11 protein-coding genes are annotated in these 13628 nt (G+C 63.0%); 7 read left to right on the plus strand and 4 right to left on the minus strand.

Annotated features, from left to right (window positions below):
• The first annotated feature begins 56 nt into the window (after positions 1-56).
• Positions 57-956 (plus strand): LysR substrate-binding domain-containing protein, encoded by a 900-nt coding sequence (locus GJ700_RS26435; RefSeq protein ID WP_154379634.1) that lies wholly within the window; start codon positions 57-59, stop codon positions 954-956.
• 220 nt (positions 957-1176) lie between these two features.
• On the plus strand, positions 1177-2151 hold the full coding sequence (locus GJ700_RS26440) for a porin (protein WP_154379792.1): 975 nt from the start codon (positions 1177-1179) through the stop codon (positions 2149-2151).
• 41 nt (positions 2152-2192) lie between these two features.
• Here the strand turns inward: GJ700_RS26440 and GJ700_RS26445 are convergent, their stop codons facing one another.
• The 4 genes from GJ700_RS26445 to GJ700_RS26460 form a co-directional block, all read right to left on the minus strand.
• Positions 2193-3068 carry an amino acid ABC transporter substrate-binding protein gene (locus GJ700_RS26445; protein WP_195764022.1) on the minus strand — a complete coding sequence of 292 codons (876 nt, stop codon included), beginning with the start codon at positions 3066-3068 and terminating at the stop codon, positions 2193-2195.
• A gap of 82 nt (positions 3069-3150) precedes the next feature.
• The gene (locus tag GJ700_RS26450) at positions 3151-4419 is read right to left on the minus strand and encodes a dicarboxylate/amino acid:cation symporter (protein ID WP_154379637.1); all 1269 of its coding nucleotides are present in this window, start codon (positions 4417-4419) and stop codon (positions 3151-3153) included.
• A 78-nt stretch (positions 4420-4497) separates the two neighbouring features.
• A complete protein-coding gene (locus GJ700_RS26455; protein ID WP_154379639.1) occupies positions 4498-5184 on the minus strand; it encodes a TetR/AcrR family transcriptional regulator in 687 nt (228 codons plus the stop codon).
• Between the two features lie 11 nt (positions 5185-5195).
• Positions 5196-6668 (minus strand): aminotransferase-like domain-containing protein, encoded by a 1473-nt coding sequence (locus tag GJ700_RS26460; RefSeq protein ID WP_154379641.1) that lies wholly within the window; start codon positions 6666-6668, stop codon positions 5196-5198.
• 174 nt (positions 6669-6842) lie between these two features.
• Between GJ700_RS26460 and aptA the strand changes: the two genes are divergently transcribed.
• The 5 genes from aptA (at position 6843) to preA (ending at position 13585) form a co-directional block, all read left to right on the plus strand.
• The gene (gene aptA / locus GJ700_RS26465; RefSeq protein WP_154379643.1) at positions 6843-8159 is read left to right on the plus strand and encodes an omega-aminotransferase AptA; all 1317 of its coding nucleotides are present in this window, start codon (positions 6843-6845) and stop codon (positions 8157-8159) included.
• A gap of 74 nt (positions 8160-8233) precedes the next feature.
• Positions 8234-9367 (plus strand): alanine dehydrogenase, encoded by a 1134-nt coding sequence (gene ald, locus GJ700_RS26470; RefSeq protein ID WP_154379645.1) that lies wholly within the window; start codon positions 8234-8236, stop codon positions 9365-9367.
• 2 nt (positions 9368-9369) lie between these two features.
• Complete coding sequence (locus tag GJ700_RS26475) at positions 9370-10872, plus strand: CoA-acylating methylmalonate-semialdehyde dehydrogenase (protein ID WP_154379647.1); 1503 nt, start codon at positions 9370-9372, stop codon at positions 10870-10872.
• A 65-nt stretch (positions 10873-10937) separates the two neighbouring features.
• Positions 10938-12305, plus strand: a complete 1368-nt coding sequence (locus GJ700_RS26480; RefSeq protein ID WP_154379649.1) for an NAD(P)-dependent oxidoreductase — start codon at positions 10938-10940, stop codon at positions 12303-12305.
• Entirely contained in the window at positions 12305-13585 is a 1281-nt protein-coding gene (preA, locus tag GJ700_RS26485) for an NAD-dependent dihydropyrimidine dehydrogenase subunit PreA (RefSeq protein WP_154379652.1), read from the plus strand. Before GJ700_RS26480 ends, preA begins: the two co-directional genes overlap by 1 nt.
• Positions 13586-13628 lie beyond the last annotated feature (43 nt).

A 13628-nucleotide genomic window follows, 5' to 3' on the forward strand; every position in this document is an offset into this window, starting at 1 on the left:
AGGCGCGGATGGCTGAACTACTTAGAATGAAGTAACACACGATACTTGGGGGAAAAATGGACATCAAATGGCTGGATGATTTCCTGAGCCTGGCGCAGACCCGCAATTTTTCCCGGTCGGCGGAAGACCGCAGCGTGACGCAATCGGCGTTGAGCCGCCGCATCCAGTCACTGGAAGCCTGGGTGGGCGCCGACCTGGTGGACCGCAGCACGTATCCGCTGGTGTTGACGCCGGCCGGCAAGATGTTCAGCGTCGCGGCCAGCGAAGCCATGCGCTTGCTGAACGATGCGCGCGCCATGCTGCGGGTACAGGAAACCAGCGACCAGGTATTGCGGGTGTCGGCCGGCCACGCGCTGTCGCTGAATTTTTTCCCCGGCTGGCTGGCGGGAGTGCAGGCGCGCATCGGCCCCCAGGCCATGCTGAGGGCGCGCATCCTGCCAGCCAACGTGCACGATTCCGTGCTGTCGCTGATTGAAGGTAATTGCGATTTACTGCTGTGTTACCACCATGCCGACTTGCCGATCGAACTGGACGCCTCCCGCTTCGAATATGTGCACCTGGGGGATGAAGTGGTGATGCCGGTATGTACCCCCAACCGGGCCGGTTCGCCCGCCTACAGCCTGCCCGGCAGCAAGGCGCAGCCATTGCCATGCCTGGCCTATACCGCCACGTCGTATTTCGGCCGGGTGGTACAGCGTATCGTGTCGCGCATCGGCCAGGCCGGTTGTTTCCAGAATTGCTATGAAAGCGATATGGCGGAATTGTTGAAGACCATGGCGCTGGCAGGCCAGGGCCTGGCCTGGCTGCCGGAAAGTTCGATTGCACGCGAACTGGCGGAAGGAAAACTGGTGCGCGCCGGCAGCGAGCAATGGACGATGAAGCTGGAAATCCGCCTGTTCCGCGCCAGGGGCAACGACAAGCCGATGGTCGACATGTTGTGGAATGCGCTGCAGTGAGGCTCTTGCACCGATCGCATCAATCTATGTGTGATCGGAATAGTTTGCGGTAGCCCTGTTTCTAGAATGAATCGGTCGTTTCTGACACCCATACATTCTACAAGGACCTACCATGCCAACCTCCATGCCCGGCGAGCGCACGCTGCTCCCGGAAAACTTCCCCGTCAATGGCGTTCCCTCAAGCCGCCGCGCCAGCCTGCTTCCGAAACACAGGATACTCATGGCCGCACTGTTGGCCGGCAGTTCGTCGTTCGCCTGTGCCCAATCGTCGGTCACCATCTACGGCGTCGCCGACGCCGGCCTCGTGCTGGAGCGGGGCGGCGCCGCCGGCAACGTGACCGCCGTCAGCAGCGGCGTCGCTTCCGGCAACCGCCTCGGCTTCAAGGGCCGCGAAGACCTCGGGGGCGGGCTGGCCGCCATCTTCAACCTGGAAAACGGTTATGGCATCGACACCGGCGCGGCCGGGCAGGGCGGTTTGCTGTTTGGCCGCCAGGCCTATGCCGGACTGGCGGGCGCCGCAGGCACAGTGACGCTGGGCCGCCAGTATTCGCCGTGGTACAAGGCGATCCGCGACGTGGCCGATCCGTTCGGCATCGGCATGGCGGGCAATGCCATCAATGTCATGGTCGGTAATACGCGGGTCGACAACATGGTGGAATTCCAGAGCGTGCGTTACGCCGGCTGGTCGGCCGACGTGGCCTATGGCGCGGGTGAAACCGCGGGCGGCGCGGCGCGCAACCGCAGCCTGGGCGCGGGGCTGTCGTACCAGCATGGCGCGCTGCAAGCCGTCCTGGTTTTTCACCGGCGCGACAATGCCGCCGCAACCGATCACGCTGCCTATGGGATGGCGGTGGTGAAATATGATTTTGGCGTGCTGTGCGCCAGCCTGGCGCATGCGCGCAATCGCGGCCTGGCCGGCGCCGACAGCCACGACACGTTGCTGGGCATGACGGCGCCGCTGGGAACCGGCAAGTTGCTGGCATCGGTGATTTCCCACCGGGATGAAAGCAGCGCCGCACGCCACGCGCTGCAATGGGCCGCCGGGTATTCGTACACGCTGTCGAAGCGCTCCGACCTGTATGCGGCATATGGCCACATCATCAATGACAATGGCGCCGCGTTCAAGGCCGGCAATGGCACCGATGCCGGCAGCGGACCGACCGCCATCAACCTGGGCTTGCGCCACGTGTTCTGATATTACGCGGTACAAGGGGCGCCGCGGCGCCCCTTGCTGTATCAATAATTTGGCGTGTTGTTCGGCGCCTTCAGCAATTTCTTCATGGCGTCCCCCATCGGGAATTTCATTTTGGAGGACAGGAACCACCTGGCATACACCTTGTCGAATTCGCCGCTGGCCGCCAGGCTGGCCAGCGTGCGGTTGGCAATCGCGTGCAGGCGGACATCCTGCTTGCGCATCATGATGCCGAGCGGATCGACCGACAGCGCTTCGCCCACCACCGCATAGTCTTGCGGGTGGCTGGACCTGGCGAGAAATTCCGCAAACTGGATATCGTCGCTGACGAATGCCGCCGCGCGTCCGCTTTCCAGCGCGTCAAATCCCTCTTTGAAATCCTTGACGCGCACGTACTGGATGCCGAGTGCGCGCTCACGGTCGATGCCGCTCAGCAGCGGCGCCACGCTGGCGCCCTGTGCGATGGCGACTCTTTGCCCCTTCAGCGTGGCGATATCGCGCACGGGCGAATCCACGCGCGCCAGGATGCGGCTGGAGGTGACGAAAATCGTGTTGGAAAACGTCACCTGCGCCGCGCGTTCGCGCGTGTTGGTGGTGGAGCCGCATTCGATATCGATTTCGCCATCCGTCAGCTTTTGAATCCGGTCGCTGGATTTCACTTCCACGTAGGCGACGGCGAGGTCCGGCATGGCCAGTTCCTTGCGCACGCTGTCGATGATGCGGGCGCACAGGTCCAGGGTATAGCCGGTGGGCGGCGCGCTGCCTTCACGCATGGAGAATGGCACGGAGGCGGCGCGGTAGCCCACCTTGATGGGCGTGCCGGCCTTGATTTTTTGCAGCGTGTCGTCGTGCGCCTGCGCGTGGCAGGACAAAGGGAGCAGGGTGCACAGCAAGGTTGCCAGGGTGGTTTTGGTGATCATGATGAACTCCATCGGTTAAAAAAAAGCGCCGGTACAGGACCGGCGCATCAAGGGGAGAGGGCAAGCGGGAAAACCGGTGACGTCAGGCGGCGGCGCGTTCGCCGTGCAGCGGGGTGGCATGGCTGGCGCCGGCGCCCTCCCATTTCGCCACCACCGCGGTGGCGATGCCGTTGCCCAGCACATTGGTGCCGGTGCGCGCCATATCGAACAACTGGTCGACGCCCATGATCAGCAACAGGCCCGCTTCCGGCAGCCCAAACATCGGCAAGACGGCGGCCACTACCACCAGCGAACCGCGCGGCACGCCAGCCATGCCTTTGCTGCTGACCATCAGTACCAGCAGCATGGTCAATTGCTGGGTCAACGACATGTCGATGTGGTAAGCCTGCGCAATGAACAGCGCGGCGAACGCCTGGTACAGCATCGAACCATCGAGGTTGAACGAATAGCCCAGCGGCAGCACGAAGCCGGCGATCTTGTTATTGACGCCAAATTTCTCCAACTGCGTCAGCAGTTTCGGATACGCGGATTCGCTGCTGGCGGTGGAAAATCCCAGCATGATGGGTTCGCGCAGCAACTTCAGCAGCGTGAATACGCGCGGCCCGAGGAACAGGGCGCCGGCGCCAATCAGCACGGCCCACAGCGTCGCCAGCGCCAGCACAAAGCTGCCCAGCAGCTTGCCATAGGTGGTCAGCACGCCGAAGCCTTGCACGGTGATGGCGGCGGCCAGCGCGGCGAATACGCCGACCGGGGCGAAGCGCATCACGTAGCCGGTGACGGTCAGCATGATGTGGACCAGTTCATCGCACAGGTTGACGACGTTGAGCGCACCGCCGCGTCGCGCGGCGGCTGCCGCCACGCCGAAAAACAGGGAAAACACGAGGATTTGCAGGATTTCATTGTTGGCCATGGCTTCGGCGAAGCTCCTGGGGACCAGGTGCGTGATGAAATCCTTCAGGCTGAAACTGCCGGTGGCGAGCTTGGTGGCGGCGCCGCTGTCAGGCAACGCCAGTCCCAGCATCTGGCCGGGCTGGAACAGGTTGGAAAACAGCAGTCCGAGGAACAGCGAAATGAACGACGCGGTGACGAACCAGCCGAATGCCTTGACGCCGACGCGTCCCAACGTGGCGCCGTCATTCATGCTGGCGATGCCCGACACCAGCGTCGCAAACACCAGTGGTGCGATGATCATTTTGATCAGCCGCAGGAAGATATCGGTCAGCAGTGAAAAGTAAGCGGCGATTTCCTTGGCAGCGGCGGGATCGGGCGCTTGCGCATGGCATAGCGCGCCGACTGCGACCCCCAGGACCATGCCGGCCATGATCCAGGTGGTGAGTTTGATGTTGCGCATTGTGTCTCCTTGAGAGTTTGGGAACTCTCCGGAGTCTAGGCGCGCGTTGCCGGGCGTTTATGCGGCTTTGGTATGACCCTATTCCGTTTGCGCATGATGATGCGGCCAGGCCTGCAGGCTGATGGCCGCCATCACCATGCGCACGATGGTTTCCTCGCCGTCGTCGTAATCCTTGCGCGTCAGTTGCTTGCGCCCCAGCACCAGCGCCATTTGCGCGGAAAAATCCGCATACGATTGCGTCATGGCCCAGATCATGAAGATCAGATGCGTGGCGTTGACGGGCGCGATGCGGCCGGCCGCGATCCACTTTTCAAACACGTCGATATCCTTGCGCAGCAGCGGCACCACGCGGTCGTGGATCTGTTCCCCATACAGCTTGGCGCCGCCGATGACTTCCATCGCATACACGCGCGACGCCCACGGGTGTTCGCGCGAAAAGCGCACCTTGGCCTGGATATAAGCGCGCAGCACGTTGTGCGGGTCTTGCTCTTCATGGGCCAGGCTGTCCATGCGGGCCAGCCAGTCGTCCAGCACGTCGTCCAGCACGCGCTCATACAGCGCCTGCTTGGTGGGGTAGTAATACATGAGGTTTTGCTTGGACAGGCCGGCCGCTTCGGCAATCGCGGCGATCGACGTGCCTTCATAGCCGCATTCGGCGAAGATGCGTACGGCCACTTCCGCGATGTCCGCTTCCAGCCGGTCGCGGTTGATGACGCGCCGCTTGATGCGCGTGGGGGCGGCGGCCAGTCCGATCTTGGGAGGCATCTTTAGCTCCTTCAGCGAGGTCGTACGGATTGCAGGAAAGTGCGCAACTGCGGGCTGTCGCTGTATGCGCAATTGAAGCGGAACCAGACGGTGTCGCTGGGGCGCAGCATGAAGAATTCGTTCGGCGACAGCAGGATGCCCGCCTTCAGCGCCTGATCGGCAATCGCCTTGCCATTGAATTCCGCCGTCGGCGCCGCATCCCACCCGGCTGACACGAACATGCCGCCCCGGGGCGTGGCCAGCGGTTTTAATCCCGCCAGCGCCAGGTTTTCCATGGTACGGGCGCGGCCCGCTTCCAGCTGCGACGCCAGCCGTTCCACCATGCGTTTATAGGGCCGCGCGGTAATCGCATGGAACACGGCCCGTTCATTGATTTCCGACGTGGTCAGTCCCGCCAGCATCTTGACGCGCAACAGTTCCGGCAACAGGGAATTCGACGCGGAAATCGATCCCACGCGCAGCACCGGCGACAGGGTCTTGGAAAAACTGCCGACGCGGATCACGCGCCGCAAGCCATCCATGGCGGCCAGCGACGGGAAGCTGGCCCCGTGCGGCGCCAGTTCGCGGTAGATGTCGTCTTCCACCAGCCAGAAATCATATTGCTCCGCCAATGCCAGCAAGCGGTGCGCCTGCGCGTGCGTCAGCGACGTGCCCAGCGGGTTTTGCAGCACCGTGTTGACGAACATGAGCTTGGGCTGCATGGCCTTGGCCCGCTCCGCCAGCACCTCCATATCCAGTCCGTTTTCGCCACGGGGGATGCCGACCGGGATGCAGCCATGGTGGCGGATCAGCGACAGCAAATTACTGTAGCCCGGGTCTTCCACCAACACCGCGTCGCCCGGTTTGGTGAGGGTGCGCAGCACCAGGTCGAAAGCGTGCGTGGCGCCATGCGTCAATACGATCTGGTCCGGCTCCACCGGGTACAGGTCGCCCGTCAGCAGGGCGGCCATGTGCTGGCGCAGCGTGGGGAAACCCATCGGATGGCCATAGCCGCGCAAGCGGTTGGCGGGGATGCGCATCGCCTGCCGCACCGCATCGAGGATCGTGTCTTCGCCATACCATTCGGGCGGCAGCCAGCCGGCGCCCACGGGCAGCGCTTCGGACACGCCGGAATACAAGTCCGGCGTCAGCGCATCGATGGCGGCAGGCGCGGCGGTGTGGGTGTGGGGCGGCAACAACGTCGCCGGCACTTCCTGGCGCGCGACAAAATAGCCGGAACCGCGCCGCGAGGACAGCAAGCCCAGCGTGACAAGGCGGTCGTAGGCTTCCACAACTGTAAAGGTGGACACGCCATTACACTTGGCGAACTGGCGCACGGAAGGCATTTTTGTGCCGACACGCAACTCACGGCGCGCCACTAGGCCCGTAATGGCGGCCACGATCTGGTCGACCAGGCGGATTTTGCCCGCCGTCCGCTCGATGGCCAGCATGGGCCAGCCACCCTGGCCACATTCCTGTTCGACAATTGCCGCTGCCTGTTGCATACCCCTGAATCCTCTGAAAAGCCAGCCAGCCAACTGTATCGTTTTTGTTACCTGTACGGTTGGTGAGTTTTGCTATTTGTGTATCTGTGCCATAGTGGAACCGCTGTCTATTATTGCATCATCATTTTGCCAACTGGTAAAGATTTTTACGGGTTGTAAAAAAAGGAGAGTTGCATGAACGAGTCCAGGCCAGCATCCATGAATTCCTTCTGGATGCCGTTTACGAATAACCGCGACTTCAAGGCCAACCCACGGCTGCTGGTGTCCGCGGAGGGCGTGTACTACAAGGACGTGGATGGCAATCCCATCCTCGACGGTACCGCCGGGCTGTGGTGCGTCCCCTGCGGCCACGCGCAGCCGAAGATCGTCGCCGCCGTGCGCGAAATGATCGGCCAGCTCGATTTCGCGCCGACCTTCCAGATGGGCCATCCGGCCGCCTTCGACCTCGCTGAAAAGCTGATGGAGTACAGCAACCACCGCTTCGGCCACGTGTTCTATACGAACTCGGGCTCGGAAGCCGTGGACACGGCGCTCAAAATCGCGCTGGCGTACCACAAGGCGCGGGGAGAGGCGAGCCGCACGCGCCTGATCGGCCGCGAGCGCGCTTACCACGGCGTGGGCTTTGGCGGCATTTCCGTTGGCGGCATCGCAGGCAACCGCAAGCCGTACGGCGTGATGCTGCCAGGCGTCGACCACCTGCCGCACACGCACAATCCGGAAAAGAACGCCTTCACCAGGGGCGAGCCGGAACATGGCATGAACCTGGCCGACGAACTGGAACGCATCGTCGCCCTGCACGACGCTTCCACCATTGCCGCCGTCATCGTCGAACCGGTGGCCGGCTCCACCGGCGTGCTGGTGCCGCCCAAGGGCTATTTGAAGCGCTTGCGCGAACTGTGCACCAAGCACGGCATCCTGCTGATCTTCGATGAAGTCATCACCGGCTTCGGCCGTTTGACGACGCCATTCGCGTCCGATTACTTCGACGTGGAACCGGACATGATGACCACGGCCAAGGGCCTGACCAACGGCGTGATCCCGATGGGCGCCGTGTTCAGCAAGAAGTTCATCCACGATGCGTTCATGGAGGCGCCGCCCGGCATCGAACTGTTCCACGGCTACACGTATTCCGGCCACCCGGTGGCGTGCGCGGCGTCGCTGGCCACGCTGGAAGTGTTCAGGGAGCAGAACATCCTCGACAACGCGAAAGCCATCCAGCCGTACTGGGAAGACGCGGTGCATGCGCTGAAGGGATTGCCCCACGTGATCGATATCCGCACCATCGGCCTGGTGGCGGGGATCGAACTGGCGCCCATTGCCGGCAAGCCCGGTGCGCGCGCCTACGCCGCGTTCAAAAAAATGTTCGCGGACGGCGTGTTGATCCGCGTGACGGGCGACATCATCGCGCTGTCGCCGCCGCTGACGTTCGAGAAGAAGCACATCGATGAATTGTTCGGGAAATTGACGACGGTATTGAAGACATTGGAGTAGGGCAGCTTTTACAAAGCCGCCACGCCGGAGCAGCCCACAAGGCTAACCTGCACCACATAACAAGGAGACCCACCATGTTAGTAGGCGTACCGAAAGAGATCAAAAACCAGGAATCGCGCGTCGGCATGACCCCGGCCAGCGTCAAGGAACTGACGCTGCGCGGCCACAAGGTCATGGTGCAGAAAAACGCGGGTGCGGCCATCGGCCTGACCGACGCGATGTATATGGCGGCCGGCGCCGCCATCGTCGACACGGCGGAGGAAATCTTCGCGACCGCGGACATGATCGTCAAGGTCAAGGAACCGCAGCCGCAGGAATGCGCGATGCTGCGGGAAAACCAGATCCTGTACACGTACCTGCACCTGGCGCCGGACCCGGAACAGACGGCGGCGCTGGTGAAATCCGGCGCGGTCTGCATCGCCTACGAAACCATCACGGGCCCGAACGGCGGCTTGCCGCTGCTGGCGCCCATGAGTGAAGTGGCGGGCCGCATGTCGATCCAGGCGGGCGCCGCGCACCTGGAGAAATCCAAGGGCGGCATGGGCTTGCTGCTGGGCGGCGTGCCGGGCGTGGCGCCGGGCCACATCGCCATCATCGGCGCCGGCGTGGTCGGCACCAATGCGCTGCAAATGGCGGTCGGCATCGGCGCGCGCGTCACCATCATCGACAAGAACGTGGACCGGCTGCGCCAGCTGGACCTGGTCTATGGCAACCGCGTGACGACACTGTATTCGAATGCCGCCAGCATCGAGGAAACCGTGCTGGATGCGGACCTGGTGATCGGCGGCGTGCTGGTGCCCGGCGCGGCGGCGCCCAAGCTGGTCACCAGGGACATGATTTCGAAGATGAAGCAGGGCGCCGTGGTGGTCGACGTGGCGATCGACCAGGGCGGTTGCTTTGAAACCTCGCATGCGACCACGCATGAAAAGCCCACCTACGTGGTCGATGGCGTCGTGCATTACTGCGTGGCCAACATGCCGGGCGCCGTGGCGCGCACGTCCACCTTTGCATTGAATAACGCCACCATCGGCCACGCGGTGGCGCTGGCCGACCGTGGCTGGAAAGCCGCCATGAGCAATCCCCATTTGAAAGCGGGGCTGAACGTTTGCCAGGGCAATGTCACGTATGAAGCGGTGGCCCGCGACCTGGGCTACCCGTATGTCTCGGCCGACTCGCTGTTGGCCTCACCGGAACAAGGACGATCCTGAACATGAGCAATTTAGACACCATCACACATTTCATCAACGGCGAAAAAGTCGACACGCGCGGCGGCCGTTATGGCGATGTGTACAACCCGGCGCTGGGCGAGCCGGTCGCGCGCGTGGCGCTGGGCACGACGGACGAAGTCGACGCGGCCGTGCAAGCCGCCGCCGCCGCGTTCCCCACCTGGTCCGCCACGCCGCCGCTGACCCGTGCGCGCGTGCTGTTCAAGTATCTGCAGCTGTGCCAGCAGCATACCGACGAATTTGCCGCGATGCTGACGCGCGAGCACGGCAAGACGTTTTCCGACGCGCAGGGCGAAGTGGGACGCGGCATCGAGATGGTGGAATTCGCCGTCGGTATCCCGCAAATGCTGAAGGGCGAATTCACCGATCAAATCGCGCGCGGTATCGATGCGTGGTCGATGCGCCAGCCGCTGGGCGTGGTGGCCGGCATCACGCCGTTCAACTTCCCCGTGATGGTGCCGATGTGGATGTTCCCCGTCGCTATCGCGTGCGGCAACACCTTTGTATTGAAGCCTTCCGAGCGCGATCCGTCGCCATCCTTGCTGCACGCGAAACTGTTGAAGGAAGCCGGCTTGCCGGATGGCGTGTTCAACGTCGTACAGGGCGACAAGACCGCTGTCGATGCCTTGCTGGATCACCCGGAAGTGCAGGCCATCAGCTTTGTCGGCTCGACCCCGATTGCCGAATACATTTATGCGCGGGGCAGTGCGCACGGCAAGCGGGTGCAGGCATTGGGCGGCGCGAAGAATCACATGGTCGTGATGCCGGATGCCGACATGGACATGGCGGTCGATGCGCTGATGGGCGCCGCGTACGGTTCGGCCGGCGAACGCTGCATGGCAATCTCGGTGGCCGTCGCCATCGGCGATGCGGGCGACAAGCTGGTGGCTGCACTGAAAACGCGCGCCGCCGCACTGAAAGTATGCGACGGCATGGAAGCAGGCGCTGAAATGGGGCCGGTGGTGACGCAGGCTGCCAAGCAGCGCATCGAAGGCTTGATCGGCACGGGCGTGGAACAGGGCGCGACGCTGGTGGTCGATGGCCGCAACTACAAGGTGGCAGGCCGTGAAAACGGCTTCTTCATTGGCGGCACCCTGTTCGACCACGTGACGCCGGACATGACGATCTACAAGGAAGAAATCTTCGGCCCCGTGCTGTGCGTGGTGCGCCTGCCGGACATCGGCCACGCGGTGGAACTGATCAACGCCAATGAATTCGGCAATGGCGTGGCGGTGTTTACGCGCGATGGCGGTGTGGCGCGCGAATTCGTGCGGCAAATCCAGGTCGGCATGGTGGGCGTCAATGTACCGCTGCCGGTGCCGATGGCGTTCAACAGTTTCGGCGGCTGGAAGCGCAGCCTGTTCGGCGACCACCACGCTTATGGTCCCGAAGGCGTGCGTTTCTACACGCGCCATAAGGCCGTGATGCAGCGCTGGCCGAATACGGCAAGCGCTGGTGCGGAATTTGCATTCCCACAGATGAAATAAACGTAGGGCGGATTGGCACAGCCAAGCCGCCGGCATGACCAAGCGAACCAAGCCAGGGATAAAAAATGATAGCCTCACTCCAGCACCTGCCACAGCCCAAGGCGTCCAGCGCCGAGCTGGGCGAACAGTTCACCGACCTGGCTCCGCCACTCAATGCGCGCCAGGCTGCCATTGAAAGCGCGCGCTGCCTGTATTGCTACGATGCGCCCTGTACCCGCATCTGCCCGTCGGAAATCGACGTGGCCAGCTTTATCCGCAATATCCACGAGCAGAATATCAACGGCGCGGCGGCCGGCATCCTGAAACAGAATATTCTGGGCGGCAGCTGCTCGCGCGTCTGCCCGACGGAAATCCTGTGCGAAGACGCGTGCGTGCGCAACCACGATGCGGAAGGCCAGCCGGTGAAGATCGGCTTGCTGCAGCGCTATGCGCTGGACCACATGACGTTCACCGAACATCCCTTCCAGCGCGCGGCGTCCACCGGCAAGAAAATCGCCGTGGTGGGCGGCGGTCCGGCAGGCCTGTCGTGCGCGCACCGTCTGGCCATGCTGGGCAACGACGTGGTGATTTACGAAGCGCTGGAAAAAACCGGCGGCCTCAATGAATACGGCATCGCCAAGTACAAGCTGACGGACGACTTCGCGCAAAAGGAAGTGGACTTCCTGCTGGGTATCGGCGGCATCGAAGTGCGCCACGGCCAGCGCCTGGGCGACAACCTGCAGCTGAAAGACTTGCATGCGCAATATGACGCGGTCTTCCTCGGCATCGGCCTGGGCGCGTCGCGCCGGCTGGGCCTGACGGGCGAAGATGCGCCCGGCCTGATGGCGGCCGTCGACTACATCGCGGAATTGCGCCAGGCATCCGACCTGGCCAAGCTGCCGGTGCCGCGCCGCGCCGTCGTGATTGGCGCGGGCAATACCGCCATCGATATGGCCGTGCAAATCCAGCGCCTCGGTGCGGAAGAAGTCACGCTGGTCTATCGCCGCGGTTTCGGCGACATGAGCGCCACCCGCCACGAACAGGACATCGCCAAAGCCAACCAGGTGCGCATGCGCACATGGGCCGCGCCGAAGCAGGTGTTGCTGGATGACGGAGGCAAGGTATGCGGCATGCGCTTTGAAAACACCAAGCTCGATGGCGCGAAACTGGTGGGGACTGGCGTGACGTTCGATATCCCCGCCGACGCGGTCTTCAAGGCCATCGGCCAGGGCATGGACGATACCAGCCTGTCCGATGCGATGGCTGCCACGGTCCAGCGCGACGGCGAAAAGATCCACGTCGACTCGCATTTCCGCACATCGGTGCCCGGCATTTATGCGGGCGGCGATTGCGTGGCGCCGGGGCAGGACCTGACGGTGCAGGCGGTACAGCACGGCAAACTTGCCGCACTGGCCATTCATCAAGACATCCTTTCCAAAGTGGAGGCTGCATAATGGCCGATCTGAGCATCAATTTCTGCGGCATCAAGGCGCCTAACCCGTTCTGGCTGGCCTCCGCGCCGCCGACCGACAAGGCGTATAACGTGGTGCGCGCATTCGAAGCGGGATGGGGCGGCGTGGTCTGGAAAACCCTCGGCGAAGACCCTCCCGCCGTCAACGTGTCGTCGCGCTATTCCGCGCACCACGGCAAGAACCGCGAAGTCCTGGGCTTCAACAATATCGAGCTGATCACGGACCGCGACCTCGACATCAACCTGCGCGAAATCACGGAAGTCAAGAAAGCATGGCCGGACCGCGCCATCGTGGTGTCGCTGATGCTGCCATGCGAAGAAGCCGCATGGGCAGACATCCTGCCGAAAATCGAGGCGACCGGCGCCGATGGCATCGAACTGAATTTCGGCTGCCCGCACGGCATGCCGGAGCGGGGCATGGGTTCCGCCGTGGGCCAGGTGCCGGATTACGTGGAAATGGTGACGCGCTGGTGCAAGCAGCACACGAAACTGCCGGTGATCGTCAAGCTGACGCCGAACATCACGGACATCCGCATGCCGGCCCGCGCCGCGCACAAGGGCGGCGCCGATGCGGTGTCGCTGATTAACACGATCAACTCCATCACGCACCTGGACCTGGACCGCATGGTGGCGTTCCCCGCCGTGGGCAACGCCAGCACGCACGGCGGCTATTGCGGCTCGGCCGTGAAACCCATCGCGCTGAACATGGTGGCGGAAATCGCCCGCGATCCGCAAACCAAGGGCTTGCCGATTTCCGGCATAGGCGGCATCGGCAGCTGGCGCGACGCGGCGGAATTCATTGCGCTGGGCGCCGGCTGCGTTCAGGTGTGCACGGCGGCCATGTTGCACGGCTTCCGCATCGTCGAAGAAATGAAGGATGGCTTGTCGCGCTGGATGGATGAAAAGGGCTACAAGTCGCTGGACGATTTCATGGGCAAGGCGGTGCCGAATACGACGGACTGGAAATACCTGGACATGAATTACAAGGTCATTGCCCAGATCAACCAGGACGACTGCATCAAGTGCGGCCGCTGCTACGTGGCGTGCGAAGACACGTCGCACCAGTCGATTGCGCAAACCATCGACGCGGCCGGCGTGCGCACCTATGAAGTCATCAAGGATGAATGCGTGGGCTGCAACCTGTGTGAAATCACGTGTCCGGTGCAGGGCTGCATCACGATGGTGCCGCAGGATACCGGCAAGCCGTACATGAACTGGACGCAGGATCCGCGTAATCCGCGCAGGGAGGTCAAGGCGGCTTGATCCAGCAGCATGTTGGCAAGTGCAATCCCGTCGTCATCCCCGC

The organism is Pseudoduganella rivuli, assembly GCF_009674485.1.
In the GTDB taxonomy this organism is placed as follows: domain Bacteria; phylum Pseudomonadota; class Gammaproteobacteria; order Burkholderiales; family Burkholderiaceae_D; genus Rugamonas; species Rugamonas rivuli_B.